This window comes from Novosphingobium sp. TK71 (assembly GCF_055361505.1).
In genome coordinates this window covers 1750715-1777710 of record NZ_JBSZKA010000001.1, presented here as the reverse complement: position 1 = coordinate 1777710, position 26996 = coordinate 1750715, and the positions used below count along the sequence as shown (strand labels likewise).

Below are 26996 nucleotides of genomic sequence, written 5' to 3'. Positions count from 1 at the left end.
GGAATCAGGAGAACTCCGCCCAGGGTTTAGGAGAACTCATAGGACGGCTTCCATAACTCTATTGAATTGGTTGAGAATGGACGTGATTACCCCCGGTGTCTCCTTGAGGCACTCGCATAGGGGGTTTTGTTGCCGTTCGTTCGTTCTTTCCGCCGTCGCCGTTCCGGACGCCTGCATGCCCTGTGCGGTGCGGCCTCGGCCCTTGCGATAACCTTCGCCTCGCCCGCGTTCGCCGCTGACGCCGAGGCCGATGCATCCGCTTCCGCCGCCGGGGAAGTGAGCGAAATCACCGTCACCGCGCGCTATCGCAACGAAAGCGCACAGAAGGTGCCGATCGGCATCAGCGCCATTTCCGGCGAGCAGCTTTCGGCGCAGGGCGCCACCACGCTGAAGCAGGTGCTGCAGCAGCTACCCAGCCTCAATATCCAGGGCTTCAGCGGCCGTAACCAGACGATCACCGTGCGCGGTATCGGCACGAATGCGGGCGGCACCAACGACGGACTGGAGCAGGGCGTCGGCATCTACGTGGATGGTGTCTACCGCCCGCGCACCGGCTCGGTCATCACCGACCTCATGGACGTGGAGAGCATCCAGCTCCTGCGCGGGCCGCAGGGCACACTGTTCGGCAAGAACACGGTGGCCGGCGCGCTCGACGTCAAGACGCGCGAACCCGCGTTCGATCAGGAAGCGCGCGGCGAACTGACTTACGGCAATCACGAGCAGTTTCGCGGCTATGTCTCGCTGAACTCGACGATCGGCGACGATATCGCCTTCCGCGTCAGCTACCTGCGATCCAGCCGCGAGGGCCTGATCTACAATACGACCTATCGCCAGCACTGGGACGACCAGGACAATCACGCGGCCAAGTTCGACCTGCTCTACAGGCCGGCCGATAACTTCAAGCTGCGCTTCATTGCCGATTACAGCGTGCAGAAGGGCGACATGGGCTTCCAGATCGTCTCCGGGGTGCTGCCGACGACGCTGGCCAACGGCACCGAGGTGCGCGGCTTCTACCGCAGGGCGGCGGACGTGGGCTATACGCCGATCGCCGTCGATCCCTTTGCCCGCAAAACCGATATCGACTCCTCGCAATATGATGAGATGCCGAGCTGGGGGCTCCAGACGCGTGCGGACTGGGACGTCGGGCCGGTCTCGCTGACCTCGATCACGGCCTATCGCAACTGGAAATGGATTCCGAATTATGACGGCGACCAGATCGGCGCCAATGTCATTACCTACAGCGTGGTCGATACCGACCAGCAGCAGTTCAGCCAGGAATTCCGCGTCGCCTCCAATGGCGAAAAGACCATCGACTACACCGCAGGCCTCTATTTCTTCTGGCAGGAAGCGGACGACAAAGTGGTCCAGACTTACGGCCGCGACGCATCGGCCTGGCTGCTTACCGGCAATACGCCTTCGGCCTCGGTTTCGGCGATCCCCTCGGCGGCGCTGGAAGGGCTGACGGCCTTTGCCCATGTCGTTCCCGCCACTTACAGCTATGCGGCCTACGGGCAGGCGACCTGGAATATCTCGCCGGTGTTCCGCCTGACCGGTGGCCTGCGCTACACTTACGAGCACAAGACCGGGCTCTACGATGCCGACTTGCGCGGCGATTTCGCGCCGATCGACAGTTTCGACCCGGCGCTTCAGGCGACGATCGCCGCCACGCGCGCCAGCCTCGCGCCGACTTCGTCCTACAAGGCTTCGAACAATACCGACAACCTGTCCGGCACCCTGATCGCCGCTTACGACCTCGACAGCGACCTGCACGGCTATGCCTCCTACTCGCGCGGCTTCAAGTCGCCGGGCATCAACCTCGTGCGGCAGTCGCTGGGCGTCGACATCTTCGTGAAACCGGAGAAAGTGGACAATTACGAGCTGGGCCTGAAAAGCCGACTGCTGGGCGGCAAGGCGGAACTGAACCTTTCCCTGTTCTGGGCGGATATCGCCAACTACCAGGCGAACTACGTCAACAACGCAGTGACCCCGGCGGTCGGCTATATCACCAATGTCGGCACCGTGCGTTCGCGCGGCGTGGAACTGGATGCCCGCCTCAGCCCGTTCGAGGGCCTCTCGCTGGGTCTCGCCGGAACCTACAACGATGCGGAATACCGCTCGTACAAGAATGCCCCGGCGCAGTACCTCAACAGCTACCTCGGCGTGATCGACCTTTCCGGCCGCCGTGCATCGGGCGCCCCGCGTCTCGCAGCGACCGGCAACGGCGAATATACCTTCGATGCCGGGAACGCGAAGGTCTTCCTGGGCGGCGACGTCAGCTACCGTTCGGGCTATTACGCTGCGGTCAATCTGGACCCCTATTCATGGGTGCCGCGCTCGACCCTCGTGGGCCTTCACGCCGGGGTGCGCAGCCCGGACGAGCGCTGGGACGTCTCGGTCTGGGTCCGCAACCTCTTCGACGAGGACTACTACAACACCAAGACCGTCTACGGCCAGTTCGGCGTCGTTCTCGCCGCGCTGGGCGATCCGCGCCTCTTCGGCGTGACCCTCAAGGGCCGCATCTGATGCGCGCGCCCCCCATCATCGCAAAGGAGCAGAGATCATGACCAGGCGCACCCTCAAGCTCGGCCTCGTTCCCACCGGCGTTGGCGGGCCGGGCCAGCACAACCGCTGGCTCGACCCGGAAATCCCGGCGGATGCCAGCGTCAACATCGGCTGGTACATCGACGCCGTGCGCAAGGCGGAAGGCGCGAAGTTCGACTTCGTCTTCATCGTCGACAGCCAGTTCATCACCCCGGATTCGCCGCCGCATTACCTGAACCGGCTCGAACCGCTGACCCTGCTTTCCGCGCTCGCGGTGGCGACCAGCCACATAGGCCTCGTCGCCACGGCGACCACATCGTTCAACGCGCCGTTCAACCTTGCGCGCCGTTTCGCCTCGCTCGACCTCATCAGCGGCGGGCGCGCAGGCTGGAATGTCGTGACCAGCGGCGATGCCGGGGCGGCGGGCAATTTCGGGCTCGACGAGCATTACGACTACGAGACCCGCTACGGCCTGGCGCACGAATATCTCGATGTCGTGCACGGCCTCTGGCGCTCCTACGAGGACGATGCGCTGGTGCGCGACCGCGAGAGCGGCGTGTTCCTCGACAAGGACAAGCTCCATGCGCTGAACCACAAGGGCCGGCATTTCTCGGTGGCGGGGCCGCTCAACATCCAGCGCTCGCCGCAGGGTGAGCCGGTGATCTTCCAGGCGGGCGATTCCGACCAGGGCCGCGACCTCGGCGCGCAGACCGCCGATGCGATCTTCACCCATGCCGCCACGATCGAGGACGGCAAGTCCTTCTACGCCGACATCGCCCGCCGCGCCGAAGCGGCCGGGCGCAATCCGGATGAGGTCATCATCCTGCCCGGCGTCAGCGTGTTCGTCGGCGATACCGACGAGGACGCACGCGGCATCGAACAGGCGCACAAGCTGGCCGACCACAGCTTCGATCAGGCCCTGAACGAGTTCGGCCGCTCGTTCGGCTGGCACGATTTCCGCCAGTACGACCTCGACGCGCCGTTCCCGGTGCAGGCGCTTGAACATGCCCGCCGCAGCTTCTTCACGCAGGCAAAGAAGCTTACCGACCTTGCCGTGGAGCGCGGGCTGACCTTGCGCGAGACCGTGGAGCTGGTGCGGGCAGGGCATCGCAGCCCCTTCGTCGGCAGCGCCCGCACCGTGGCGGACACGATAATCCGCTGGTTCGAGGAACGCGCGCTCGACGGGCTCAACGTGATGCTCGGCCATCCCGACCAGTTCGATCGTTTCGTAAGCGAAGTCGTGCCGCTGCTTCAGGAGGCGGGAGTGTTTCGCAGCGACTACGAAGGCACCACCTTGCGCGATCACCTCGGCCTGCCGAAGCCCGCCAATGTGCGTGCATCTGCGCAGGCCCCGCGCGAACCGGCGCTCACCGCATGAGGCAGGAGGCGGGGAGATACTTGCGGCGGCTGTTCACCGTGCTGGCGGCGGGGCTGCTCGTTGCCGGGTGCGGCGGTTCGGGCAAGCAGGAGGCCGGGCACAGCAAGCTGCGCTGGGCCTTCATGCTGCCCACCTCGTGGGACCCGGTGACCAGCCGCACCGGCGCGGATATCAATACGATCAGCCTGGCCTATGCCTCGCTCACCCGTCTCGACAAGCAGGGCGAGGCCCAGCCGGGCCTCGCGCAGAAGTGGCGCTTTTCCGATGATGGCAAGGCGCTGACCTTCGATCTGCGCAAGGGGCTGACGTTCTCGGACGATACCGTGCTGGATGCGGCGGCGGTCAAGGCCTTCTACGACCGGGCGCTGTCCCAGAAGGATTCCTTCATCAAGCGCGATCTTGGCGGTGTGGAAAGCGTTTCCGCCGATGGACCGCTGGCGGTGACCTTCCACTTGCGCGAGCCCGACTACCAGCTTCCCACTATTCTCGCCGGCCGCGTCGGCGCGATTGCCAGTCCGACCGCTGCAGCGAAGGACAAGGCGAAACTGGCGCTCTGGCCGGTCGGCGCGGGGCCGTTCCGCATCACCGAATTCGTGCCGGAATCGCACGCCTACTTCGAGAGGAACCCCGGCTACTGGGACGCCGCGAACATCCATATCGACCGCTTCGAACTGACCAATGCACCGGACCCGGCCACGGTGATCGCCGCGCTGCTTTCCGGTTCCATCGACGTGGCCGGACGCATTCCCCCGCGCCGCGTGGAAGAGGCGAAGGGCAGGGGGCTGACCGTCGCCATTGCGCCCTCGCTCAATGTCCGCGACGTTTCGATCAACCGCAACCGGCCGCCGTTCGATAATCCCAGGGTGGTGGAAGCGCTGCGCTATGCCTTCGACCGCGACGAGTTCATCAGGACCGTTACAGCCGGGCTCGCGACGGTCTCGCACCAGCCGTTCCCCGCCGGGAACGCCGCCTTCGATGCCAGTGTCGAAAAGCTCTGGGGCTACGATCCGGGCAAGGCTCGCGCGCTGCTGCGCGAGGCGGGATATCCGCCGGGCAAGCTCGCTATCGAGATCGCCGTCAACCCGGTAATGAACGACGGCCTGCCCGAACTCGTGCAGGCGCAGCTTGCCCGCGTGGGTGTGAAATCGACGCTGCGCATCGTTCCGCCCGGCTCCTCCACCTGGCAGAGCGAGGTCTATATCGCCAAGCGCCCGGCCCTCGCGCTGGATGGCACCATCGGCCGGGAATCCCCGGTGCAGAACCTGCTGGCGACTTATGGCCCTGAAGGCATCATGAACCTCAGCGGGCCTTATGCGGCGCCCGCGTTCCTCCAGGCGCTGGATGCGGTGCGGCGCACGCCGACAAGCGATCCGGCCTATGCCGCGCGCCTCCACGCTGCGGTCCGCGCCGGGGTGGAGCAGTCGCCCAGCAACTACCTCTACAGCGAGCCGTGGATCGTCGGCGCGCGGGCGGGGGTGAAGAACCTCAACATCCTGCCCTCGCAGATCCGCTGGGAAGGCGTGACCGTGCAATGACCGCGCGCACAGTCCCAGCCGTTCCCGGCCACGCATGGGCCGTGCGCCTGCGCCATGGCCGCGCCTTGCTCGGCTTCACCGGCTCGACCCTGCTGATCGCGGTGCCGGTGTTCTTTCTGGCGACGCTCATCACTTTCCTGCTCGGCGTGGCGAGCGGGCTGGACCCCGCCGCCGGGCTGGCCGGAGACAGTCCCACGCCCGAAATGATCGCGCAGATCCGCGCGCAGTTCGGCCTGGATAGGCCGGTCCCCGTCCAGTACCTCGACTGGATGGGCGGGGTGCTTCACGGCGATCTCGGCACTTCGTGGTTCAACGGGGTTCCCGTTACCGAACTGATCCTCCAGCGCCTGCCGGTCAGCCTCTCGATCGCGGGCGGGGCGCTGCTGATCGGCGTGGGGTTGGGGACGGTGCTGGGGATCGCCTCGGCGGCGCGGCAAGGCGGCTGGCTCGACCGTATGGTGACGGTCTTCGCCTCGACCGCCGCCTCGCTGCCGCCGTTCGTTGTCGCCATTGCGATGATCCTGCTGTTCAGCCTCTGGCTCGAACTGCTGCCCTCGGCCGGTTACATCCCGCCTTCGGAGGATGTGGCAGGCTGGCTGCGCTCGATCGCGATCCCGGCCATGGCGCTGAGCGTCGATGTCGTGGCCGAGCTCGCGCGCCAGCTTCGCACCGGCCTCGTCGCCGCACTCTCGGACAATTACGTGACCGGGGCCGTCGTTCGCGGGCTTTCGCCCCGGCGCATCCTGTTCGTCCATGTCCTGCGCAACGGCGCCGGCCCGGCTCTCTCCATACTGGCGCTGCGCGTGCCCATGCTGATCGGCGGTGCGGTGGTGAGCGAGGCGATCTTCAATATGCCCGGCATGGGCCGCCTCGCCGCCGATTCCGCGCTGCGCGGCGATGTGCCGGTGGTGCAGGGAACGCTCGTCGTTTCCATCGTGCTGGTTCTCGCCAGCAACCTTCTGATCAACGTGCTGCTGGGCGTCCTCCAGCCCGCCTCGCGCCGTAGGAGCTGACAGGATGACACTTGTGCGAAATGCCGCAGTGCCCTTGGCTTTCCTTGCGCTGATCGTCGTTCTCGCGGCGCTTGGCCCCGTCATCGCCCCGCACGATCCGCTCGCGCAGGACGGCAGAGCGATCCTGCAAGGCCCCGGCCCGGCTTACTGGCTCGGCACCGATGCGTTGGGGCGCGACGTGTTCAGCCGGCTGCTGGCGGGCTCCACGGTTTCGATACTGGCCGCCGTGCTTTCGGTGGGTGTGGGTCTTCTGCTCGGCGTGGTGCCGGGGGTGCTGTCCGTCTTCCTGGGAAGGCGGGCGGAATGGATCAGCCTGAGGCTGGTGGATGCGCTCATCATGTTGCCGTTCCTGGTCTTCGCGATCGCGATGACGGCCATGCTCGGCAACGGCCTTGTCCAGGCCATGTTCGCGGTGGGCGTGCTGATCGCGCCTGCTTTCTACCGGGTGAGCCGCGCCGCCGCGCTATCGGTCGCCAACAGCGACTATATCGAGGCGGCACGGCTGGGCGGCGCTTCGACGGCATGGATCATCCGCCGCCACGTCATCGCTAAAGTCCTGCCGGTGGTGGCGGTCACGACCGCTTCGATGACGGGCGCCTGCCTTTCCATCGTCGCTTCGCTGACCTTTCTCGGCATCGGCGTGGTCCCGCCCGACCCGACCTGGGGCGGCGAGCTCGCCAGCGACCTGACCACGCTTTACGACCGGCCCTTCGGCCCCTTCGCGCCGGGCCTGTTGATCGTGGCGACAGTGTGGTCGCTCAACGCGCTCGCGGACGCGATGCGTCGCAGCGATCCCCGCATTCCGGAGATACGGCCATGATCCAGCAGAACAACGTCGTTACTTTCGGACCGCGCGCACCCGTTGCGCCTGCCGCGCCGCTGTTGTCGGTACGCGGCCTGACCATCGCCGGGGCCGATGGCCGGATGATCGTGCGGGGCGTGGATTTCGAGATTCCGCGCGGCGGCACGCTTGGCATCGTCGGGGAATCCGGCAGCGGCAAGTCGCTCACCTGCCGGGCCGTCCTTGGCGTGCTGCCTCCCGGAACCGCCGTGACCTCCGGCACTATTCGCTACCGGGACACCGACCTCTCGCGGTTGAGCGGCCGCGACTGGAAACCCCTTCGCGGGACCGAGCTGAGCGCGGTGTTCCAGGATGCGGGTTCCTACCTCAACCCGTCGATCCCGGTGGGCCGCCAGATCGTGGAGGCTATGCGTGCGGTCCTTCCGCTTTCACGCCGGGAAGCGAAAGAGCGGGCGCTGGCCCTGCTCGCCCGTGTGGGGTTCGCGGAGCCGGAGACGGTATTCCGCCAGTATCCCTTCGAACTGTCGGGCGGCATGGTGCAGCGTGTGCTGATCGCCATCGCGGTCTGCGCCGGGCCGCGCCTGCTGATCGCCGACGAGGCGACCACCGCCCTCGACGTTACGGTGCAGGCCGAAGTCCTGCGCCTGATCGAAGACTTGCGCCGTGAACAGGACCTCACCCTCGTCATGGTTTCCCACGATCTCGCCGTGGTGGCGCAGACCTGCGATCAGGTGATCGTCATGCGCGAGGGCGAGATCGTCGAGGCGGGCGCCACGCGGGAGGTGCTGGACCGGCCGCGCCATGCCTATACCCGCAGCCTGATCGAAACGCATCATGCCACCTCGCTGGAAGCCGGGCAGAACGCGCCACCGCCGCAAGCGGCCGCGCCGCTCCTGCGGATCAGCGGGCTTCGGGCAGGCTATGGGCAAGGCACGGTGCTGGACGGGATCGATCTCGAACTGGCGCGCGGCGAAATCCTCGGGCTGATCGGGGAAACCGGCTCCGGCAAGACCACGCTCCTGCGGTCGATCCTTGGCCTCGTTCGCCCTGCCGAAGGTTCGATTGTGCTCGGCGGCGAACCGCTGGAGCGGCTGGCGGGGCGTGAACTGATGGCGTTTCGCCGCAGCAACCGGCTGCAATATGCCTTCCAGGATCCCCTGCGCAGCCTCGATCCCGATATCACCATCGCCGGTTCGGTGGGCGAAGGGCTGGACATTCGCGGCGGCATCGACCGCATCGAGCGGTCGCGATTGGTGAATGCCGCGCTGGAGGCCGCCGGACTCGATCCCGCACTGGGCTGCCGCCTGCCGCGCCACCTTTCAGGCGGTCAGCGCCAGCGCGCGGTGATCGCGCGGGCGCTCGTGCTCGATCCGCAAGTGATCCTGCTCGATGAACCGGTCAGCGCGCTCGATGCCGTGAACCGCATCCACGTCCTGCAACTGCTCGAACGGCTCGCACGGGAGCGCGGCATTGCGCAGATATTCATCTCGCACGACCTCGGCTCGGTGGCTGGCATCGCGCACCGGGTGGCCGTGCTCCACCGCGGCAGGATCGTGGAGACCGGACCGACCGGGCAGGTGCTCTCGCATCCGTCGCATCCCTATACCCGCGCCCTGATCGCCGCTGCGCCGAAGCTTGCGGAACCCGGCACCGGCGGCGCGCTGCGCCTATCTCCCAACAGCTTGTGAAAGGCATGACGATGGCACGCGATAAGCTCAAGTTCGGAGCCGTCCTGATCGGGGTCGGCGATGCATCCGGCAAGGAACTGTGGCGCGATCCGGCGGTCCCGCTCGATGCCAGTGTGGATATAGACTGGTACATCCGGCAGGCGCGGGAGGCGGAAGACGCCCGGTTCGACTTCGTGTTCATCGTCGACAGCCAGTACATCACACCGGATTTCCCCAACCATCATCTCAACCGGCTGGAGCCGCTGACCCTGCTGTCGGCGGTCGCCACGGCGACGCAGCGGATCGGTCTGGTGGCGACCATCAGCACCACCTACAGCGAGCCCTTCGATATCGCCCGGCGGCTCGCCTCGCTCGACCTCATCAGCAAGGGGCGGGCCGGGTGGAACATCGTGACCAGCCAGGACCCCGGCACGGCAGGCAATTTCAGCCGCACCGGGCATGGCGACTACGAAACCCGCTATCGCCGCGCGTCCGAAGCGGTGGAGGTGGTGCAGGGCTTATGGCAATCCTACGAAGAAGGCGCCTTCGCGCAGGACAGGACGGCCGCGCGGTTCCTCGATCCGGCGCGGCAGCACCGGCTAGACCATCGCGGCGAGTTCTTCAGCGTTTCCGGCCCGCTCAACATCCAGCGCTCGCGCCAGGGGCAGCCGCCGCTGGTTCAGGCGGGAACATCGCCGCAGGGCCGCGAACTGAGTGCGCAAGTCGCCGATATCGTGTTCAGCTTCGCGCGCAATCAGGCGGAGGCGCTGGAGCTTGCCACGGACGTGCGGGCTCGTGCCCGGCGATATGGCAGGGCCCCGGAAAGCCTGCTGTTCATCCCCGCGCTCAGCGTGACGATCGCCGATACAGACGAAGCGGCACGGCGGAAATTCGAGGCGCGCCAGACGGCAGGAGACCTGCGCGCGCAGCTGGCGTCGCTTTCAAGGCAGTTCGCCGGTCATGACTTTTCCGGCTATGATCTGGACGCACCGTTCCCGGAAATCGCTTCGGGCGGCGAGGCTGCCGGAATTCGGCGCTTCCACGAAGACCTCGAAGCCGCGCGCCGGGAGGGGCGCACCCTGCGGCAGGTGCTGGCGGACGTGGGATCGGCATGGCTGCGGCTGGCGGGATCGCCGGTCACGATCGCCGACGAGATCGAGCGCTGGCATGCCAGCGGCGCGGCGGACGGTTTCAATGTCTTCGTCCAGCATCCCGACGACTGGGCGCGCTTCCGCGCCGAAGTGGTGCCGATCCTCGCCGCGCGCGGGCTTTTCAGGGACGACTATTCGGCGGATACGCTGCGCGGCAATCTCGGACTGGAAATCGCCCCAAGCCGCCATTCCGCCGAGCACCGCACCCTTGAGAAGGGCGCGGCGGTGGATTTTGCGACCCAGGTCATAAACTCATAAACGGTACCATCGAGGTTTGAGGCAAAATGGCTCAGCGCCAGGAGGGAAGGCGACGGAATATGTCGATATTTCAAGACTTCCCGACGCAGCGATGGGCCATTTTGGTCAAACGTAGTTCACCGCAAGGTAAATCCCGAAGGGACGCCCAAATGGCTTCCATCTCGGACCGAAGCTACCTTGGACGGGCAACCAGCCCGCCCGGCGGCAGCTTCGGCCCGAGCTGTTCGCCATTTGGGCGCCTCGATGGTGCCGTTTATGAGTTTATGACCTAGTTCAGATCTCGTATTCGAGCTGCATGGCGAACGGTGCCGAGGAAACGGGCTGGGTCTGGCGAGGCTGGCGGCGGGTCATCTCGCCGTGAAGCTTCCTGATCATGTTGCTGCCGGTCCGGGTATGGAAGCCCGGAATGAACCCGTGAATGATCGTGCCGAGCCCGGCGAGGATCATGAGCAGGCCGAAGCGGCCGGCCACATAGAAATGCTCGCCGTAAGTCTCGTTTACCGCTTCGGGATGGTCGACGAATAGTTTTCTGAGCATTTCAGGCTCCTGTCGAACTGGAGGGAACCCGCGCCCTCAGGCGGTCGGCGGGTAGGGATGATGGCCGAAGACCCAATGGGTGCGCGCATCGGACGGCGCTTCGACGAGAAGCACTTGTGCCCGGTGCCCGTTCATCCCGGCCTGGTGCGCGGCATCGACAGCCCGGTTGAGGGCATCGCGCTGGTTGGCGAAAGCTTCGAGGATCAGCCCGTGCAGGCTGACGGCCCATTCCATGCCCTTGCGGACGACGTGAAAATCGCTGTGCATGATGGTCGTTCTCCCTTCTACTGATGTGTTCAGGCGATGTGTTCAAGACAGGCGATAGCTCGCTTCGTGTATTGTCAACTTTAATGGTAGAGAAGGCCGAGTCAATGGCCTTGAGCGGACGGATCGCCGGGGCGCGCACGGTTCGTCGGCTTCCCGCCACCGGTCGGCGAAGGCGCTGGACGGTGGCTCTAACGCCGCCCGGACCGTTTGGGGCGCAAGGCGTCGCGCATGGCGAAACTGGAGCTGATACGGGTTACACCCGGCATCCGGGACAGGATTTCGCCGTGGATCGTCTCATAGGCGGCCACGCTGTCCGTACGGACGCGAAGCCAGTAGTCGACATCGCCCGTCATCAGGAAGCATTCGCGAATTTCCGGACACTGGCGCACTGCGTGCTCGAACTTCGAAAGGTATTCCTCGGTCTGGCGGTCCAGCGTGACCTGCACGAGGACATCGACCCCGCGCTCGTCTTCCTCTCCGCTCCCGGTGATGACCGTGTAGCCCCGGATCACGCCGCGTTCTTCCAGGATCCGGATGCGGCGATGGCAGGCTGAGGCCGAGAGGCCGACCTCCGTGGCGATTTCCGAGTTGGGGCGGCGGGCATTGAGCCGCAGCAGGCGGATGATGGTGCGGTCGATGGAATCGAGTGGTTCTGACATCGTTCTGAATCTGCCGAATGATCGTGCGAAATTATCGCAATCTTCGCAAGGTTGACGCAAGATTGGGAGCCTATTTCGTATAACCGTCGATAATCTGCGAGGAAAGGAGGGCTGCATGACGACATTGGCTACGGCAGGTGCCGTGCTCCGGATCGATCTCGGTGCATTGGTGGAGAACTACGCTATAGTCGGGCGGCAGGTCGCGCCTGCGCGGGTGGCGGCGGTGGTCAAGGCAGATGCCTATGGCATCGGCGCGGCACGGGCGGTGGATGCATTGGCCGATGCCGGGTGCAGGACGTTCTTCGTCGCCGTGCTCGACGAGGCGGCAGCGCTCATGCCCTTGCTGCCGCCGGAAGCGGAATTGTTCGTCCTCAACGGTCTTCAGCCCGGCGCGGAGGCGGAATGCGCCGCGATCGGGGCGATCCCCGTGCTCAATTCGCTCGATCAGATCGACCGCTGGTCCAGCCTCGCCCGGGCGCGAGGCCAGTGGCTGCGCGGGGCCTTGCAGGTCGATACCGGCATGTCGCGGATGGGAATGTCGCCGCAGGAGGTCGCCCTTCTCCTTGGCGAGCCGGACCGTCTGCGCGGTGTGAAGCCGGCCATGCTGATGAGCCACTTCGCCTGCGCCGACGAACCGGACCATCCCTTCAACGGCGAGCAGGCCGCGTGTTTCTCGCGCATCGCGAGCGGTTTTCCCGGCCTTCCCCGCGCGCTCGACAATAGCGGCGGGGCTTTCCTTGCGCAGGACCACCTCGACATCGTGCGTGCCGGGATCGCCCTTTACGGCGGCGCCCCGCATGGCGGCGCGAACCCGATGCGCGCGGTAGTGTCGCTGGAGGCGCGGATCGCCCAGCTTCGCACGGTTCCGGTGGGAACGGGGATCGGCTACGGCCTTACGCATCGCGCCCTGCGGGAAACGCGGATCGCGACGATACCGGTCGGCTATGCCGACGGATTGCCGCGCACGCTGGGCAACCGCGGAAGCGCTTTCGTTGCGGGCATTCGGGTGCCGATGGTGGGCCGGGTGTCGATGGACAGCATTACTCTGGACGTCACCGACGTGCCGGAGCGCCACCTTCGCCCCGGCGCGCCGGTCGAGATCCTCGGCCCGAACCAGACGATCGACGATCTGGCCCGCGATGCCGGCACGATTTCCTACGAGATTCTAACCCAGCTCAGCCGCCGCTACGCAAGAGACTATGTCCCGGCGGCCGGTCTGGCACTGCGGAGCGTCGCACGATGAAAGTTGCGGTACTGGGAAGCGGCGTGATCGGCGTCACCTCTGCATGGTATCTGGCGCGGGCTGGGCACGAGGTCGTCGTCATCGACCGGCAGCCCGGCCCCGCTCTGGAAACCAGCTTCGCGAATGCCGGGGAGATTTCGCCGGGCTATGCCTCGCCCTGGGCCGCCCCCGGCATTCCGGCAAAGGCCCTGCGATGGCTGTTCATGGAACATGCGCCGCTCGTCCTGCGGCCACGCCCGGACATGGCGATGCTCCGCTGGCTGGCGGCGATGCTGGGCAATTGCAACGCGCGGTCCTACGCCGTGAACAAGAGCCGCATGGTCCGCCTCGCGGAATTCAGCCGCGACCAGCTGATCGAACTGCGCCGGGAAACCGGCATCCGCTACGACGAACGCAGCCAGGGGACGTTGCAGCTGTTTCGCGAGCAGAAGCAGATGGACGGGATCGCCAAGGATATCGCGGTCCTGGAGGCGGACGGGGTTCCCTTCGAAGTGCTCGACCGGGCAGGATGCCTGGCGGCGGAACCGGGGCTGGCGGCAAGCGAGGCCCGGCTGGTGGGCGGCTTGCGGTTGCCGAACGACGAGACCGGGGACTGCTTCAAGTTCACCAATGCGCTGGCAGGAATGGCGCGCGACGCGGGCGTACGGTTTGTCCACGATACCGCGATCACCGGCCTGTCCCGATCCGGCGGACGGATAGACCATGTCGTGACGGCGGCGGGAAAGCTGGTTGCCGATGCCTATCTCGTGGCGCTGGGCAGCTATTCGCCCCAACTCCTGGCGCCTCTGGGCATTCGGCTGCCCGTCTATCCGGTGAAGGGCTATTCGATCACCGTGCCGGTGTCCGATCCCGCGCTCGCGCCGGTATCGACCCTGCTCGATGAAAGCTACAAGGTGGCGATCACCCGGCTGGGCGATCGCATCCGCGTGGGCGGAATGGCGGAAATCTCGGGCTTCTCCAGGGATCTGCCGCAAGCGCGGCGCACCACGCTGGAGTATTCGCTGGGGTCGCTGTTCCCCGGCGCGGGCGATGTGTCCAAGGCTTCGTTCTGGAGCGGCCTGCGCCCTATGACGCCCGACAGTACGCCGGTGATCGGGCCTACCGGCATATCCAACCTCTTCCTCAATACCGGCCACGGCACGCTCGGCTGGACGATGGCCTGCGGTTCCGCCCATGTGATCGCCGACATCATCGGCGGCCGGGCGCCCGCCATCGAGGCTGCCGACCTCGCCATCTCCCGCTATTGAACCCGAGTTTCCATCCAGAATCGCCAGGAGTTGATTGCATGACCATTACCCGCATCGAACAGGGCCCGCGCATGAGCGAGGCTGTCATTCACGGCGATACGATCTATCTCGCGGGGCAGGTCGGCGAGCCCGGCGATGACGTGACCGCCCAGACCCGCACCGCGCTTGCCGAGATCGAAGCTCTGCTGAAGCAGGCCGGCAGCAGCAAGAACCACTTGCTCTCGGCAACCATCTGGCTGGCCGACATCGCCGATTTCGAGAAAATGAACGCGGTTTGGGACGACTGGATCGCCGATGCACCGGCTCCTGCCCGCGCCACCGGCGAATCCCGTCTGGCCTCGCCCGACTACAAGGTCGAGATCATCGTCATCGCCGCACGCGCCTGAGGGAACTGGCTGTCAGCCGCCGTGGGGGTCGAGTTGCCCGGCGAGGGCAACCACCCCCACGATCCCGAGCCCGCAGGCCGTTTCCAGCATCAGCGAAAGGCGCAGCCGCCGGGCTGCGCCCGGCGTGCGGCGTTCAAGCGCGGGCACCAGCCGCCAGCGGTTATCGGCGGCGAGTGCGAGCATGGCGAGGAACAGCGCGAATTTCAGCGCGATCAATCGCGGCCACCAGCCTGAAGGCAGCCCGCCTGCACCGCCGATAAGCCATGCATTGGCCAGTCCGGTCAGGAACAGCACGGCGACGATCACGGTGCCGGTCCGCGCGAAAGCGGACAGTGCGGCGATAACGGCGGCGTCCTTTCGCCCGCCTCGGCCCATCAGCGCGGTAAGGAAAGCGAACAGCGCGCCCAGCCACAGCGCGGCGGCGCCCAGGTGCAGCACGTCGCTGGCCCGGAGCAGCACGCCCCAGGGCGCTTCGCCCGCGCCGGCATGACCTGCCCATGCGGCGCTGGCAAGCGCGGCAAGGGCTAGCGGTGCAAGCAGCAGCGGCGCGGGGCGCAGCGCCAGCAGCACGAGGAAGGCGGTCAGGGCGGCGGCGCGCAAGGTCAGCAGTAGCCCGAGCGGCGTTGCCTGAAGCACGGCGGTAAAAGTGGCGGTATCGAGATCGCCGATCGCGAGGCCCGCCATGGCCGCGACATTGGCAAGCGCCCACCACAGCGAGGTGATGAGCGCGCCCGCCGCGAGCAGCATCAGCGCAGCTCGTTCGCCTCCGCCGAAGCGGGCGCGGCGCTGGATCAGGGCGTGAAAAGGCAGCCCTGCCGCCGCGAGCAGCAGCACATAGCTGGCAAGGCGCGCGGCAACGAGGCTGCCCGTTTCCATGGGATCAGCGGACCGTGAAGCCGTAGCTGCCTTCGATGCGGTGCTGGTCGGCGGCGACCGCGTGCCAGGTCAGTTCGTAGGTTCCGGTGGGAAGCGGGCGGGGCAGGGCTATGGTCATCGTCTTGCCCTTGGCCCTGGCGGCAATCCCCTTGATCGGCATCGGTTTGTGATCGGCCATGCCCGGCATCCCGGTCATCACCAGGTCGATGCCGGAGAGCGGCGCGACGAGGTCTTCGGAGAAGGTCAGGGTGATCGAGGTGGGCTTCGCCACCGCCGAATTGGCGGCGGGCGTGGCGCTCAGCAGCTTGGGATGCGCCAGCGCAAGGGAAGGAAAGGCGGCCAGCATGACGGCGGCAGCGGCGGCAAGTGCAGTGAGACGCATGGGTTAGCTCCGGTTCCATGCCCGGGGGACGATGCCTTCCGGGCTTGCAGGACATCATACGCGCCGCCCGGCCTCATCCCTCGCCGCGGCCCACGGCAATTTCGCGGGCGCGCGGCGCGGCGGTTCAATCCCCGAACAGGTTCTGGATCGGGAAGTGATGCTTGATGAACGGCGATTTGATGACGATGTAGCTGAAGTACTTTTCGATGCCGTAATCGTTTTCGAGCATTTCCTCGATGAGCGACTGGTAATGCGTGACGCCGCGCGCGACGAATTTCAGGAGGTAGTCGTACCCGCCGCTGACCAGGTGGCATTCGACGATTTCGTCGATCTTGGCGATCCGGGTTTCAAAGCGGGAAAAGTCCCCGCGCCGGTGCTCGCCCAGCGTCACTTCGGTGAAGACGGTGAGGAATTCGCCCAGCTTGTTGAGATTGATGTGCGCGCCGTAACCGGTGATGTAACCGGCCGTTTCCAACCGCTTGACCCGGGTGAGGCAAGGGCTGGGAGACAGGCCGACAGCATCGGAAAGCTCGACATTGGTGATACGCCCCGCTTCCTGAAGCTTGGCGAGGATCTTGAGGTCGATCCGGTCAAGTTTGGGGCCTATCGCCATGTCGTCTTTTTCCTTGTCAGCAACCCGTCGCGGCACGGATGTCGGGCATCTCCAGCAGCGCGTCGAGAGCACCTTCCACGCGATCGAATATCATGTCCATCTCGCTCGACGTGCAGCTCAGGGCGGGCGCGAAACCTATCACCGCATTTCCGAAGCAGCGCACGATCACGCCCTTTTCCCAGGTAAGCGCGGAGAGCCGCCCGCCGATGTCCAGCGCAGTGTCGAACCCGGCCTTGGAGCCCTTGTCGCTGACCAGTTCGATGGCGCCTAGCAGGCCGCGTCCGCGCGTATCGCCCACCAGCGGATGTTCGCGCATGCGTTCGAGATGCTGCGCGAAACGAATGCCCGTGCGTTCGCCGTTCTCGAGCAGTCCGCCCTCCTGGTACAGCCGCAGCACCTCCAGCGCGATCGCGGCGCTTACCGGATGGCCGGAGTAAGTGAAGCCGTGCCCGATCGGCAGGCTTTCGGGCGCGGCGTCGGCGATGGTTTCATAGATGTGATCGGCCATGAGCACGGCGCCCATCGGCGCGTAGCCCGAGGTGAGGCCCTTGGCGAGGGTCATGAAATCGGGCGAGACGTCTTCCGCCTCGCAGGCGAACATCGGGCCGGTGCGCCCGAAGCCGGTGATGACCTCGTCCACCAGCATCAGGACGCCCAGTTCGTCGCAAGCCTGCCGCAGGGCCTTGAGCCAGCCCCTGGGCGGCACGATGACGCCGCCCGAACCCTGGATCGGCTCGCAGCAGAATGCCGCCACGTTGTCCGCCCCGAGTTCGGTGACCTTTGCCTTGAGCGCGGCCACGCTGGAGGCGATGACCGCCGCGTCGTCATGGCCCTCCGGGTGGCGGTAGGGATAGGGCGATGCGATGTGGTGCTGCCAGGGCCGGGGCAGATCGAACCCGCGATGGAAGTTGGCCAGCGCGGTCAGCCCCGCACCGTTCGAACTGGAGCCGTGGTAGCCCCATTCGAGGGCGATGAAATGCTTCTTCTGCGGTTTGCCGATGGCATTGAAGTAGTGGACGATATAGCGGATCGCGCTGTCCACCGCGTCCGAACCGCCCAGCGTGAAGTAGGCGTGGCCAAGTCCTTCCGGGGCGAGCCGGGTCAGTTCGTGGGCCAGGCGGATCGCCGGCTCGTTGCCGAAGTGGAAGTAGCCGGTGGCATAAGGCAGCCGCCGCATCTGTTCGGCGGCGACCTCGACGATGCTTTCCTGCCCGTAGCCCACATTGACGCACCACAGACCGGCGAACGCGTCTAGCACCCGCCGCCCGTCGACATCGGTAAGCCACATGCCCTCGCCCGATTGCAGGATGCGGGCGCCGTGGCGTTCATGGCCCCGGAACGATGTGACCGGATGGATCAGGTGCCGGCGGTCCAGTTCCAGCAATCCCTGGTTGTGGCTGCGGGCGATTGGGGAAGTCTGAAGATCTGTCATGGGGGACAGATTATGCCGTCGGTTCGGCCGGTTGCGCCGAAACGGGAGCGATCCGGCAGCAGGATCGCCAATTTGGGCGCGGGGTGCGGCATATTATGCCGCACCCGTTCCTAGAGGGATTCGGCGATCGCCTTGCCGCAGGAAAGCGTATCGGCGCTGCCGCCCAGATCGCCCGTCCTTCCGCGGGGCGAGACGAGTACGGCCTCGATCGCGGCCATGACCGCCGCTGCCGCTTCGGCTTCGCCGAGATGTTCGAGCATCATCGCTGCGGACCAGATCTGGCCGACCGGATTGGCGATCCCCTTGCCGGCGATATCGGGCGCGGAGCCGTGGACCGGCTCGAAGAGAGAAGGGTGCGTGCCCTCGGGATTGATATTGCCCGAAGGGGCAACGCCGATGGTTCCGGTGCAGGCGGGGCCGAGATCGCTCAGGATATCGCCGAAGAGATTGGAGGCGACGACTACGTCGAAGCGCTGCGGATTGAGCACGAACTGCGCGGTCAGGATGTCGATGTGATACTTGTCATGCGTGACATCCGCGAATTCGCGGGCGATCGCTTCCACCCGGCCGTCCCAGAACGGCATGGTGATGGCGATCCCGTTGGATTTGGTGGCGCTGGTCAGGTGCCGGCGTTCACGGCGGCTGGCGAGGTCGAAGGCATAGCGCAGCACGCGGTCAACGCCGAAGCGGGTCATCACGGTTTCCTGGATCACCACCTCGCGGTCGGTGCCCGCGAACATGTGCCCGCCGACCGAACTGTACTCCCCCTCTGTATTTTCGCGCACGACCCAGAAATCGATGTCTCCCGGCTTGCGGCCGGCGAGCGGGCAGGGAACGCCGGGCATGAGCCGGACAGGACGCAAATTGACGTACTGGTCGTATTCGCGGCGGAACTGGAGCAGCGATCCCCAGAGCGAGACATGGTCGGGAACGGTGTCGGGCCAGCCTACCGCGCCGAAGAACAGCGCGTCGACCCGGCCGATGCGGGCCTTCCAGTCCGCGGGCATCATCTCTCCGTGGCGAAGATAGTAATCGCAGGACGCGAAGTCGTGCCACTGGAGATCGAGTTCGAAACCGAAGCGGCTTGCCGCGGCTTCGAGCACGCGCACGCCTTCCGGCATGACCTCCTTGCCGATGCCGTCACCGGGGATGACGGCAATCGAGTATTTCCGGGCGGCGTTCACGGGCTGGACCTTTCTCAAACGTGTCGGAACAACGAAAAAAGGCGGCGATGGCCGCCGGGAGGGTCAGAAATCGAGGCCGCCGATGTGGAAGGCCTTGGTCTCCAGATATTCCTCGATCCCGGCCTGGCCGCCTTCGCGGCCGAGCCCGGACTGCTTGATGCCGCCGAACGGCGCCATTTCCATGGCAATGCTGCCGGTGTTGAGCCCGATCATGCCGGCTTCAAGCCGTTCCGCGACGCGAAACGCGCGGGCAAGATCGCGTGTGAAGAAATAGCTGGCCAGTCCGTAAGGCGTGTCGTTGGCAAGGTTCATCGCCTCGTCCTCGGAAGCGAAACGGAACAGCGGGGCGATCGGGCCGAACGTTTCCTCGCAGGCCAGCTTCATGCCGGGTTCCGCCCCGGTCACGACCACCGGCCGCACGAAATTGCCGCCCTCCCGGCCCGATCCCCGCGCCGAGATCCGCCCGCCTCGCGCCAGCGCATCGGCGAGGTGACTTTCGACCTTCTCGGCCGCTGCGGCATTGATGAGCGGACCGGTGGTGGAGGCGCCATCGAAGCCCGGTCCGCAGTGCAGCGCCGATACGGCGGCTTCCAGGCGGCGCGCGAACGCGTCGTGGACGGCATCGTGGACGAGGATGCGGTTCGCGCAGACGCAGGTCTGGCCGGAATTGCGGAACTTGCTGACCATGGTTGCCCGCACGGCGAGGTCGAGGTCGGCATCCTCGAACACCACCAGCGGGGCGTTGCCGCCCAGTTCGAAGCTCAGCCGCTTCAGCGTGCCCGCGCACTGCCGCATCAGCATGGCACCGACGCGGGTGGAGCCGGTGAAGGACAGCTTGCGGACCGCCGGGCTGGAACAGATCGCGTCGCCAATGGCGTCGGGGCGGCCGGTGACGACATTGATGACGCCTGCCGGAATGCCCGCCCGCAGTGCAAGGTCGGCAAGGGCGAGCGCGGTGAAGGGGGTGAGATCGGAAGGCTTGATGACCACCGGGCATCCGGCAGCCAGGGCAGGCGCGCATTTGCGCGTTATCATCGCCGCCGGAAAGTTCCACGGCGTGATCGCGGCGCTGACGCCGACAGGCTCCGCGAAGACGAGGACGCGGCGGTCGGCCTCCGGGCTGGCGACATTGCGTCCTCCCACCCGGCGTCCCTCTTCGGCGAACCACTTGATGAAGCTGGCGGCATAGGCGATTTCGCCGCGCGCCTCGGCCAGCGGCTTGCCCTGCTCGGCTGTCATGATGCGCGCAAGGTCTTCGGTGCGCGCAAGGACAAGCGCGTGCCAGCTTTCGAGCAGGCGGGCGCGTTCATGCGCGGTCCTTGCGCGCCAGCCCGGCCAGGCGGCGCCGGCGGCGGCAATGGCGGCTTCGGTTTCGCTTGTGCCGCAGTCCGGCACCGAGCCGATCGTGCGGCCGGTGGCGGGATCCTCGACGCTGACCGCCGCCGATCCGCAAGGCAACCACTCGCCGCCGATCAGCGCGGCTTCGCGAAACAGCGTGGGGTCGTCAAGCCGGGGGAGCCCGGTGGCATCCAGCGTGGCCATCAACCGAGCGCCTGCGAAACGAGCCCGAAAAGGCGGCATCGTTCGTCGAAGACCGGCGCGGTGCCGCGCACCATGGTGTGGACTTCGCCCACCTTGGGCAGGCCGATCTCTTCGAGCCATTCGGAGAAGCCGCTGTCGGCGGGCACGTCCAGCCGGCAGAACGAGCCCGCGTAAGCGCCGATCCAGTGGCTGGCGAGGGCCTTCGCGCCGGCAAGGTCGGGGGCGACGATCGGGCCGACCGACCAGCCGCGTCCGAACCGGCGCATGTTGGCGAAGCCCACCGGAACGTGGTCCTGCGCCAGCACCACGGCGCTGCCGCTGCGGCCAAGGCTTTCGAACAGCTTCCCGCGGCCCATGCCGGTGGCGCGGTCGTAAAGATGCGCAAGGTCGGAATCGGCGCCGCCCAGCGGCCGCACGCGTTCGCCGGGGCGCAGCTGCGCCAGCGGCACCATGCGTGCCGTGCCCTGATGTTGATGAATGCGGCCCAGGGGTTCGAATCCGAACTTGCGATAGAGCGGCGCACCTGCCTCGGTGGCGTTGAGCAGGACCGTGCAGCCGGCAAGGCGGCCCAGCATGGCCTCCATCATCCGGCGACCCAGTCCCCGGCCCTGAAATTCGTTGGCGACGATCACCATCCCCAGGGTGGCGAACGTCGGGGCATAGCGCCAGGCCATCGTGGTGCCGACGATCCGGCCTTCGCTTTCGGCTACCAGCCCTTCGCCAAGAGCGAGGTAGATTTCCCAGTCCTCGTGCCGATGCGGCCATTCCTGTTCGTAGGAAAGTTCGACGGTGCCGTTGACGTCGTCGGGGGTCATTTCGCGGATCAGAATCGTTTCTTCTACAGTCGCCATTGCTCGTTCCCTCTGGTTTTCGGGGGCCGTGGCCGGCCTTCTGATCTTGCCTCGCGCCGCGATTAGGCGCGGGCCCGTGGCATCGGGTGCCGCTGTTGCGCGCTCAACGGCAGATTATTCCGCCGCCAGCACTTCGGCGGGGTGGTGGCACAGCCATGCCTGTTCGCCCTGCCTGCGCAGCGGAGGCGGCTCGCAGTTGCAGCGGCCCCGGATGGTCACGCCGCAGCGCGGTTCGAACCGGCAGATCGCGAGATCGGACGGGAAACCCGCTCCTCTTGCTCGCATGGCGCCGGCGTCCAGCCAGCCCGGCTCCATGCGCGGGACAGAGCCGAGCAGGAGGTCGGTATAGGGGTGGTGCGGCCCGCGCGCGAAAGCGCTTCCGGAGGCCGTTTCCACGGCGCGGCCGCCATAGAGCACCAGGATGCGGTCGCAGAACGCACGCACGGTAGAGATGTCGTGGCTGATGAACATGACCGCGATGCCGAGTTCCCGGCGCAGCCCGTCGATCAGTTCGAGGATCGCCTGACCGACGATGGTATCGAGCGCCGATGTCACTTCGTCGCAGATCAGCAGGTCGGGCTCCGCCGCCAGTGCCCGCGCGAGGTTGACGCGCTGCTTCTGCCCGCCCGACAGCGCCCTGACATTGCGGGTGGCGGTCTCGGCCGGGAGCTGGATCAGGTCGAGAAGTTCGGCGACCCGCCTGTCCGCGGCCCGGCCGTGAATGCCGTGGTGAAGCGCCAGCGGCCTGGCAAGGATCGCGCCGACCGTCTTGGCGGGATTGAGCGCGGTCTCGGCGTGCTGGAACACAAGCTGCACCCGGCGGAAGTGTTCGCGGCTGCGTTCGCCAAGACCCGCGGGCAATGGCGTGTCGTCGATCCGCACGGTGCCGCTTGCCCGGGGTACGAGACCGGCGACCACTTTCGCCAGTGTCGATTTTCCCGAGCCGGATTCGCCGATCACGCCCACGGTTTCGCCGCGTCGGCATTCGAGCGAGATGTCCTCCAGGATCGGCACTTCCGGCCGCCCGTTCCGAACCCGGCCATATCCGGCGGCGAGGCCCTCGACCCGCAGCAGCGGCCTGCCTTGCGCGGGGGAGGGCCGGGAAGGTTGGCCGCCTGCCGATGCGTTTGCGGGCGGACAGTGGCCGTGGTCGGCGGCGGCGAGCAAGGCGCGGGTATAGGGATCGCCCGGGGTCCCGAACACGGCGGCAAGACTGCCGGCCTCCTTCGTGCGGCCATGTTGCAGGACGAGCACGTCGTCGGCCATCTGGGCAACGACGGGCAGGTCGTGGCAGACATAGATCGCGGTCGCGCCGCTCTGGGCGATGGCGGCCTTGAAGGCCTTGAGCACCTCGACTTGCGTGGTGACATCGAGCGCGGTGGTCGGTTCGTCGAAGATCAGGAGTTCGGGGCCGGTGATGAGCGCCATCGCCGCCATCAGGCGCTGCAGCTGTCCGCCCGAAAGCTGGTGCGGATAGCGCTGCCCGATGGTTTCGGGATCGGGCAGCGAAAGGCTGGCGAAAATCCGCTGCGCCCGCAGGATCGCTTCTGCGCGAGGAGCAAGGCGGTGGACCAGCAGCGGCTCGATCACCTGGGCCATGATCGTGCGCGAGGGATTGAACGCGGCGGCGGCGCTTTGCGCGACATAGGCCACGCGGCGCCCCCGCACGGCGCGCAGGGCCCTGTCGTCCATCAGGTCGATCCGGTCGCCCGCAAGGCTGACGATTCCTCCCGCGATCCGCGCGCCCGGCCGCGCGAAGCCCGCCAGCGCCAGCGCGATGGTGGACTTGCCCGAACCGGATTCCCCAATCAGCGCAAGTGTGCGGCCGGGCGCCACCGAGAAGCTCACATCGTCGACGATGGCGTGCTCGTTGCCCGGCGGCCCGGCGACGATCCGCAGTCCCTCGACCACGACATGGCCGCGTGCGCCCTGGGTCCGGGCAGGGGGCGCGGGGTGGGCCGGGATCATGCCGGTTTCCCCTTGCCGCCGCGACCGGACTTGAGCGCGTCGATCAGCAGATTTGCGCCTACCGTCAGGGTAGCGATGGCGATGGCGGGCGCGATGATCGCGGGCGCGCCTTCGGTGATGCCCGAGATGTTCTCGCGCACGAGCGAGCCGAGATCGGCATGGGGCGGCTGCACGCCGAGCCCGAGGAAGCTCAGACCCGACAGCAGCAGGACAATGAAGACGAACCGCAGGCCGAGGTCCGCAAGCAGGGGGTGGATCATGTTCGGCAGGATCTCCCGCAGGGCGATGTGAACCGGCGATTCTCCCTGCGCGCGGGCGAAAGTGACATAGTCCATCGCCGCGAGGTCCAGTGCGATGGCACGGGCGATGCGGAAGTTGCCGGGGACGTAGGTGATCGCGGCGATGAGCAGCAGGAGCCCCAGCGAGGAACCGAACGCAGCCACCATGACAAGGGCAAAGACCTTGGACGGGATCGAGATCAGCGTGTCCATCGTGCGAGAGATCGCTTCGTCCACCCAGCCGCGCCGGACGGCAGCGAACAGGGCCAGCGCAGTGCCGGTCGCGCTGGCGACAAGCGCCGCGCCAAGCCCGAGGAACACGGTATAGCGCGCGCCCCACAGCAGGCGGCTGAGCACGTCCCTGCCGAGGTAATCGCTGCCCAGCCAGAACCTTGCGGACATCGGCCCGAACACGTCGTAATCGACAAAGCCGCCCACCGAATAGGGCGCGATCAGTGGTCCGGCCAGGGCGACGACAAGCCAGAAGCACACCAGGAACAGGCCGATCCTGCCCGACAGGGGCAGCGCACGGGCAAGGGACGGCAAGCGGGAGGGGAACGGGGTCTTCATCAGGCGCGCTGCCTCGGATTGCTGAGAATGGCGACGAGATCGGCAACGAGGACCAGCAGCAGATAGGCGCCGCAGAAGATCATCGCGCAGCTTTGCAGCAGCGGCATGTCGCGGCTGGTCACGGCATTGACCATCAGGCTGGCGAGACCGGGGAAATTGAAGATGGTCTCGACGATGATCGCGCCGCCCAGCAGGTAGGACAGCGAAAGGGCCGCGGCGTTGGCGATCGGCCCGATGGCGTTGGGCATGACGTGCCACAGCACGATGCGGCGGAACGGCACGCCCTTGAGCTGCGCCATCTCGACATAGCCCGCATCGAGCTGGTCGATCATTGCGGCGCGCGTCATCCGGGCCATTTGCGCGACGACGACGAAAGTGAGCGTCATCACCGGGAGCGCGCAGGAGCGGATGGTGTCCATCGTGTCGGCGTCGTCGGAAACCAGCGCGATCGAGGGAAGCCACAGCAGTTTGACGGAGAACACCAGCACGCCCAGCGTCGCCACGAGAAACTCCGGCACCGCCACCATCGACAGGGTGGCGATGCTCAGCGCCCTGTCCAGCCTCCCGCCGCGATCGACGGCGGCGGCGATTCCGATGGCAAGGGCAAGGGGCACGGCAATGATCGCGGTGAAGCCCGCCAGCATGAGCGAGTTCGGCAGGCGCTCGGCTATGATGTCGCGCACGGGCATGTTCGCGACGAGCGATTGGCCGGGATCGGCCTTCAGCATTCCGCCAAGCCATTCCGCATAGCGGGTGGGCGCGGGCCGATCGAGGCCCATCTCGTGGCGGAGCGCAGCGACCTGCTCGGGCGTGGCGCTCTGGCCGAGGGTTTCCTGCGCGGCGTCCCCCGGCAGCAGCCCGCTGATGGTGAACACCACGATCGACACGAGCAGAAGCGTGAGCAGCGCGGAAGCCGTCCGGCGGGCAACAAGGCGCAGCAGGATGCTGGGCGCGTCCGCCGTTGCGGAGCCGGAGGCGGATTGGGCCGTCATCAGCTTTCCAGCCAGATGTGCTGGGAGAACTGGTAGCCCATGAAGCCGCCGATGGGGATCGGCTTCAGGCCGCGGATGCGCTTGTCGTAACCGTCGATCAGGCTGATAAATACCGGGATGGCGGTGCCGCCCCGGTCGTGCACGATCTGCTGCATCTCGCCGTAGAGTTCCTTGCGCAAGGCCTGGTCGGGCTGGGACCGGGCTTCCTTCAGGAGGCGGTCGAAGCGCTCGTTCCGCCATCCGCTCTCGTTCCAGTCCGCGCTGGACTTGTAGAACAGGCTGAACAGCAGGTCGGGCGTGGGCCGCGGGTTCACGTTCCCGAAGGTGAGCGGGTGGCGCATCCAGTGCGTGGACCAGTAGCCGTCGGCCGGTACGCGGTTCACCGCCAGTTCCAGTCCGGCTCGTGCGCCGTATTCCTGGAGGATCGAGGCCATGTCCACCGAACCCTCTGCGGCGGGCGAGCAGTAGATCGGGATGCGCACGCCGGTCAGTCCGGCCCGGGCGATGTGCCAGCGGGCGCGGTCGAGATCGAGCACGGTCTGCGGCACGTTCGGGTTGTAGTACGGGTGGAAGGGGGGGATCGGCTGGTCGTTGGCGATCGTGGCATGGCCGCGAAACAGCGCCCGCTTGACGAGCGGCCGGTCCACGAGATGCTTCACGGCCTGAACGAAGTGCGGGTTGCCCGTCGGCATCCCGTCGGCGCGCATGATGAGGTCGGTGTAGAGCCCGGAGGGTGTCGCCATGACCGCATGGCTGCCGCTCTGCTCGATACGGCGAATGGAGCGCGGATTCACCGCGTTGATCATCTGGCAGTCCCCGGCAAGCAGCGCGTTCACGCGGCTGACCTCGTCGGGAATGGCGATCAGTTCGATGCGGTCGAGATAGGGGCGCCCCGGCACCCGGAAGTTGCGGTTCCGTTCGACCACGGTTCGCACGCCGGGCTGGAAATGGGTGATCCGGAACGGGCCGGTGCCGTTCCCGCGCGGGTGCTTCTCGCCCTTGCGGACGATGGCGAACTGCGGCTGCGACAGGATTGCGGGCAAATCGGCATTGGCATCCGTCAGTTCCAGCGTGACTTCGTGGCGGTCGCTCGCCCGTACCGAGGCGAACTGCGCGGCGATGCTGGCGAGTTTCGATCCCACGGCGGCTTCCTTGTGGCGCAGCAGCGACCAGACGACATCGGCGGCCGTGAAGTCGCCGCCGTCGTGGAAGGTCACGCCCCGGCGCAGCCGGATCGTCCAGATGCGGCGGTCGGCGCTTTCGAGGCTCTCCGCCAGCATGGGGACGGGATTGAGCGCGGCATCGGGGCAGGTCAGGCCTTCATAGACCATGCCGAGCCGGACATAGTCGGTGGCGAGCGCGGCCTTCGCCGGATCGAGCGTGTCCGAGGTGGAGCTGGACTGGGTGGCGATGCGGATGCTGCCGCCGCGCCGGGGCACGGCCAGCACGTCCTGCGTCCGGCCCAGGGCCAGCAGCCCGGCACCGGCCAGACCGCCAGCGATCGCGGCGCGCCTCGACAGGGGGCTGGCGCTCAACGCCATGCTCCCGGCGCGCCGCTGCATGGTCCCGCTTCCTGGCGGACCGGCATTTCGACGCGACTGGAGCAGAAATGGGCCATGGGCGT

At 66.7% G+C, this 26996-nt stretch carries 24 protein-coding genes; 10 read left to right on the top strand and 14 right to left on the bottom strand.

Features of this window, described 5'->3' with window-relative positions; genetic code table 11:
* The first annotated feature begins 129 nt into the window (after positions 1 to 129).
* From ACXJ16_RS23800 to ACXJ16_RS23770, 7 genes are read left to right on the top strand one after another with little or no spacing between them, the layout of a single operon-like run.
* Positions 130 to 2523: a TonB-dependent receptor gene (locus ACXJ16_RS23800; protein ID WP_463922351.1), complete on the top strand. Its 2394-nt coding sequence runs from the start codon at positions 130 to 132 to the stop codon at positions 2521 to 2523.
* Between the two features lie 37 nt (positions 2524 to 2560).
* Positions 2561 to 3919 (top strand): LLM class flavin-dependent oxidoreductase, encoded by a 1359-nt coding sequence (locus ACXJ16_RS23795; protein WP_463922350.1) that lies wholly within the window; start codon positions 2561 to 2563, stop codon positions 3917 to 3919.
* Between the two features lie 20 nt (positions 3920 to 3939).
* On the top strand, positions 3940 to 5454 hold the full coding sequence (locus ACXJ16_RS23790; RefSeq protein ID WP_463922349.1) for an ABC transporter substrate-binding protein: 1515 nt from the start codon (positions 3940 to 3942) through the stop codon (positions 5452 to 5454).
* On the top strand, positions 5451 to 6467 hold the full coding sequence (locus ACXJ16_RS23785; protein ID WP_463922347.1) for an ABC transporter permease: 1017 nt from the start codon (positions 5451 to 5453) through the stop codon (positions 6465 to 6467). Before ACXJ16_RS23790 ends, ACXJ16_RS23785 begins: the two co-directional genes overlap by 4 nt.
* A 4-nt stretch (positions 6468 to 6471) precedes the next feature.
* Complete coding sequence (locus ACXJ16_RS23780; protein WP_324699927.1) at positions 6472 to 7287, top strand: ABC transporter permease; 816 nt, start codon at positions 6472 to 6474, stop codon at positions 7285 to 7287.
* Complete coding sequence (nikE, locus tag ACXJ16_RS23775) at positions 7284 to 8957, top strand: ABC transporter ATP-binding protein (RefSeq protein ID WP_324699926.1); 1674 nt, start codon at positions 7284 to 7286, stop codon at positions 8955 to 8957. Before ACXJ16_RS23780 ends, nikE begins: the two co-directional genes overlap by 4 nt.
* Positions 8958 to 8968: 11 nt before the next feature.
* Positions 8969 to 10345, top strand: a complete 1377-nt coding sequence (locus ACXJ16_RS23770) for an NtaA/DmoA family FMN-dependent monooxygenase (protein WP_463922346.1) — start codon at positions 8969 to 8971, stop codon at positions 10343 to 10345.
* Positions 10346 to 10618: 273 nt separating this feature from the next.
* Here ACXJ16_RS23770 and ACXJ16_RS23765 read toward each other — a convergent pair whose 3' ends face one another.
* The 3 genes from ACXJ16_RS23765 to ACXJ16_RS23755 form a co-directional block, all read right to left on the bottom strand.
* The gene (locus ACXJ16_RS23765) at positions 10619 to 10882 is read right to left on the bottom strand and encodes a DUF6356 family protein (protein ID WP_324699922.1); all 264 of its coding nucleotides are present in this window, start codon (positions 10880 to 10882) and stop codon (positions 10619 to 10621) included.
* Positions 10883 to 10918: 36 nt separating this feature from the next.
* A complete protein-coding gene (locus tag ACXJ16_RS23760; protein WP_054438668.1) occupies positions 10919 to 11149 on the bottom strand; it encodes a hypothetical protein in 231 nt (76 codons plus the stop codon).
* A gap of 188 nt (positions 11150 to 11337) precedes the next feature.
* On the bottom strand, positions 11338 to 11808 hold the full coding sequence (locus ACXJ16_RS23755) for an Lrp/AsnC family transcriptional regulator (RefSeq protein WP_054438666.1): 471 nt from the start codon (positions 11806 to 11808) through the stop codon (positions 11338 to 11340).
* Positions 11809 to 11923: 115 nt separating this feature from the next.
* Here ACXJ16_RS23755 and alr point away from each other — a divergent pair, with 115 nt between their 5' ends.
* From alr to ACXJ16_RS23740, 3 genes are read left to right on the top strand one after another with little or no spacing between them, the layout of a single operon-like run.
* Positions 11924 to 13051 carry an alanine racemase gene (alr, locus tag ACXJ16_RS23750; protein ID WP_324699920.1) on the top strand — a complete coding sequence of 376 codons (1128 nt, stop codon included), beginning with the start codon at positions 11924 to 11926 and terminating at the stop codon, positions 13049 to 13051.
* Complete coding sequence (locus ACXJ16_RS23745) at positions 13048 to 14298, top strand: D-amino acid dehydrogenase (protein WP_054438661.1); 1251 nt, start codon at positions 13048 to 13050, stop codon at positions 14296 to 14298. Before alr ends, ACXJ16_RS23745 begins: the two co-directional genes overlap by 4 nt.
* Positions 14299 to 14336: 38 nt before the next feature.
* A complete protein-coding gene (locus ACXJ16_RS23740; RefSeq protein WP_054438660.1) occupies positions 14337 to 14684 on the top strand; it encodes a RidA family protein in 348 nt (115 codons plus the stop codon).
* A gap of 12 nt (positions 14685 to 14696) precedes the next feature.
* Here ACXJ16_RS23740 and ACXJ16_RS23735 read toward each other — a convergent pair whose 3' ends face one another.
* From ACXJ16_RS23735 to ACXJ16_RS23685, 11 genes are all read right to left on the bottom strand, one after another.
* On the bottom strand, positions 14697 to 15560 hold the full coding sequence (locus tag ACXJ16_RS23735) for a CopD family protein (RefSeq protein WP_463922345.1): 864 nt from the start codon (positions 15558 to 15560) through the stop codon (positions 14697 to 14699).
* 4 nt (positions 15561 to 15564) lie between these two features.
* On the bottom strand, positions 15565 to 15942 hold the full coding sequence (gene copC, locus ACXJ16_RS23730) for a copper homeostasis periplasmic binding protein CopC (RefSeq protein ID WP_185999129.1): 378 nt from the start codon (positions 15940 to 15942) through the stop codon (positions 15565 to 15567).
* A 124-nt stretch (positions 15943 to 16066) separates the two neighbouring features.
* The gene (locus tag ACXJ16_RS23725) at positions 16067 to 16555 is read right to left on the bottom strand and encodes an Lrp/AsnC family transcriptional regulator (protein WP_054438688.1); all 489 of its coding nucleotides are present in this window, start codon (positions 16553 to 16555) and stop codon (positions 16067 to 16069) included.
* A 16-nt stretch (positions 16556 to 16571) separates the two neighbouring features.
* Entirely contained in the window at positions 16572 to 17987 is a 1416-nt protein-coding gene (locus tag ACXJ16_RS23720) for an aminotransferase class III-fold pyridoxal phosphate-dependent enzyme (RefSeq protein WP_463922344.1), read from the bottom strand.
* 110 nt (positions 17988 to 18097) lie between these two features.
* The gene (locus tag ACXJ16_RS23715) at positions 18098 to 19171 is read right to left on the bottom strand and encodes a tartrate dehydrogenase (protein WP_185999127.1); all 1074 of its coding nucleotides are present in this window, start codon (positions 19169 to 19171) and stop codon (positions 18098 to 18100) included.
* A 63-nt stretch (positions 19172 to 19234) separates the two neighbouring features.
* Positions 19235 to 20713: an NAD-dependent succinate-semialdehyde dehydrogenase gene (locus ACXJ16_RS23710; protein ID WP_324699914.1), complete on the bottom strand. Its 1479-nt coding sequence runs from the start codon at positions 20711 to 20713 to the stop codon at positions 19235 to 19237.
* Positions 20713 to 21564: a GNAT family N-acetyltransferase gene (locus ACXJ16_RS23705; RefSeq protein ID WP_324699913.1), complete on the bottom strand. Its 852-nt coding sequence runs from the start codon at positions 21562 to 21564 to the stop codon at positions 20713 to 20715. The genes ACXJ16_RS23710 and ACXJ16_RS23705 overlap by 1 nt, the downstream gene beginning before the upstream one ends.
* Positions 21565 to 21678: 114 nt before the next feature.
* Positions 21679 to 23532 carry an ABC transporter ATP-binding protein gene (locus ACXJ16_RS23700; protein WP_463922343.1) on the bottom strand — a complete coding sequence of 618 codons (1854 nt, stop codon included), beginning with the start codon at positions 23530 to 23532 and terminating at the stop codon, positions 21679 to 21681.
* Positions 23529 to 24380 (bottom strand): ABC transporter permease, encoded by an 852-nt coding sequence (locus ACXJ16_RS23695; protein ID WP_463922342.1) that lies wholly within the window; start codon positions 24378 to 24380, stop codon positions 23529 to 23531. The genes ACXJ16_RS23700 and ACXJ16_RS23695 overlap by 4 nt, the downstream gene beginning before the upstream one ends.
* Positions 24380 to 25372 carry an ABC transporter permease gene (locus ACXJ16_RS23690; RefSeq protein ID WP_463922341.1) on the bottom strand — a complete coding sequence of 331 codons (993 nt, stop codon included), beginning with the start codon at positions 25370 to 25372 and terminating at the stop codon, positions 24380 to 24382. The genes ACXJ16_RS23695 and ACXJ16_RS23690 overlap by 1 nt, the downstream gene beginning before the upstream one ends.
* On the bottom strand, positions 25372 to 26934 hold the full coding sequence (locus tag ACXJ16_RS23685; protein WP_324699908.1) for an ABC transporter substrate-binding protein: 1563 nt from the start codon (positions 26932 to 26934) through the stop codon (positions 25372 to 25374). The genes ACXJ16_RS23690 and ACXJ16_RS23685 overlap by 1 nt, the downstream gene beginning before the upstream one ends.
* Positions 26935 to 26996 lie beyond the last annotated feature (62 nt).

What these genes read in the sequence shown, in the direction of transcription:
- ACXJ16_RS23760 (WP_054438668.1), bottom strand. Translation starts at nt 11,149, where the DNA reads ATGCACAGCGATTTTCACGTCGTCCGCAAGGGCATGGAATGGGCCGTC.
- nikE (WP_324699926.1), top strand. Translation starts at nt 7,284, where the DNA reads ATGATCCAGCAGAACAACGTCGTTACTTTCGGACCGCGCGCACCCGTT.
- ACXJ16_RS23725 (WP_054438688.1), bottom strand. Translation starts at nt 16,555, where the DNA reads ATGGCGATAGGCCCCAAACTTGACCGGATCGACCTCAAGATCCTCGCC.
- ACXJ16_RS23785 (WP_463922347.1), top strand. Translation starts at nt 5,451, where the DNA reads ATGACCGCGCGCACAGTCCCAGCCGTTCCCGGCCACGCATGGGCCGTG.
- ACXJ16_RS23795 (WP_463922350.1), top strand. Translation starts at nt 2,561, where the DNA reads ATGACCAGGCGCACCCTCAAGCTCGGCCTCGTTCCCACCGGCGTTGGC.
- ACXJ16_RS23695 (WP_463922342.1), bottom strand. Translation starts at nt 24,380, where the DNA reads ATGAAGACCCCGTTCCCCTCCCGCTTGCCGTCCCTTGCCCGTGCGCTG.
- ACXJ16_RS23745 (WP_054438661.1), top strand. Translation starts at nt 13,048, where the DNA reads ATGAAAGTTGCGGTACTGGGAAGCGGCGTGATCGGCGTCACCTCTGCA.
- ACXJ16_RS23770 (WP_463922346.1), top strand. Translation starts at nt 8,969, where the DNA reads ATGGCACGCGATAAGCTCAAGTTCGGAGCCGTCCTGATCGGGGTCGGC.
- ACXJ16_RS23765 (WP_324699922.1), bottom strand. Translation starts at nt 10,882, where the DNA reads ATGCTCAGAAAACTATTCGTCGACCATCCCGAAGCGGTAAACGAGACT.
- ACXJ16_RS23755 (WP_054438666.1), bottom strand. Translation starts at nt 11,808, where the DNA reads ATGTCAGAACCACTCGATTCCATCGACCGCACCATCATCCGCCTGCTG.
- ACXJ16_RS23720 (WP_463922344.1), bottom strand. Translation starts at nt 17,987, where the DNA reads ATGACAGATCTTCAGACTTCCCCAATCGCCCGCAGCCACAACCAGGGA.
- ACXJ16_RS23685 (WP_324699908.1), bottom strand. Translation starts at nt 26,934, where the DNA reads ATGCAGCGGCGCGCCGGGAGCATGGCGTTGAGCGCCAGCCCCCTGTCG.
- ACXJ16_RS23710 (WP_324699914.1), bottom strand. Translation starts at nt 20,713, where the DNA reads ATGGCCACGCTGGATGCCACCGGGCTCCCCCGGCTTGACGACCCCACG.
- ACXJ16_RS23705 (WP_324699913.1), bottom strand. Translation starts at nt 21,564, where the DNA reads ATGGCGACTGTAGAAGAAACGATTCTGATCCGCGAAATGACCCCCGAC.
- ACXJ16_RS23690 (WP_463922341.1), bottom strand. Translation starts at nt 25,372, where the DNA reads ATGACGGCCCAATCCGCCTCCGGCTCCGCAACGGCGGACGCGCCCAGC.
- alr (WP_324699920.1), top strand. Translation starts at nt 11,924, where the DNA reads ATGACGACATTGGCTACGGCAGGTGCCGTGCTCCGGATCGATCTCGGT.
- ACXJ16_RS23700 (WP_463922343.1), bottom strand. Translation starts at nt 23,532, where the DNA reads ATGATCCCGGCCCACCCCGCGCCCCCTGCCCGGACCCAGGGCGCACGC.
- ACXJ16_RS23740 (WP_054438660.1), top strand. Translation starts at nt 14,337, where the DNA reads ATGACCATTACCCGCATCGAACAGGGCCCGCGCATGAGCGAGGCTGTC.
- ACXJ16_RS23735 (WP_463922345.1), bottom strand. Translation starts at nt 15,560, where the DNA reads ATGGAAACGGGCAGCCTCGTTGCCGCGCGCCTTGCCAGCTATGTGCTG.
- copC (WP_185999129.1), bottom strand. Translation starts at nt 15,942, where the DNA reads ATGCGTCTCACTGCACTTGCCGCCGCTGCCGCCGTCATGCTGGCCGCC.
- ACXJ16_RS23780 (WP_324699927.1), top strand. Translation starts at nt 6,472, where the DNA reads ATGACACTTGTGCGAAATGCCGCAGTGCCCTTGGCTTTCCTTGCGCTG.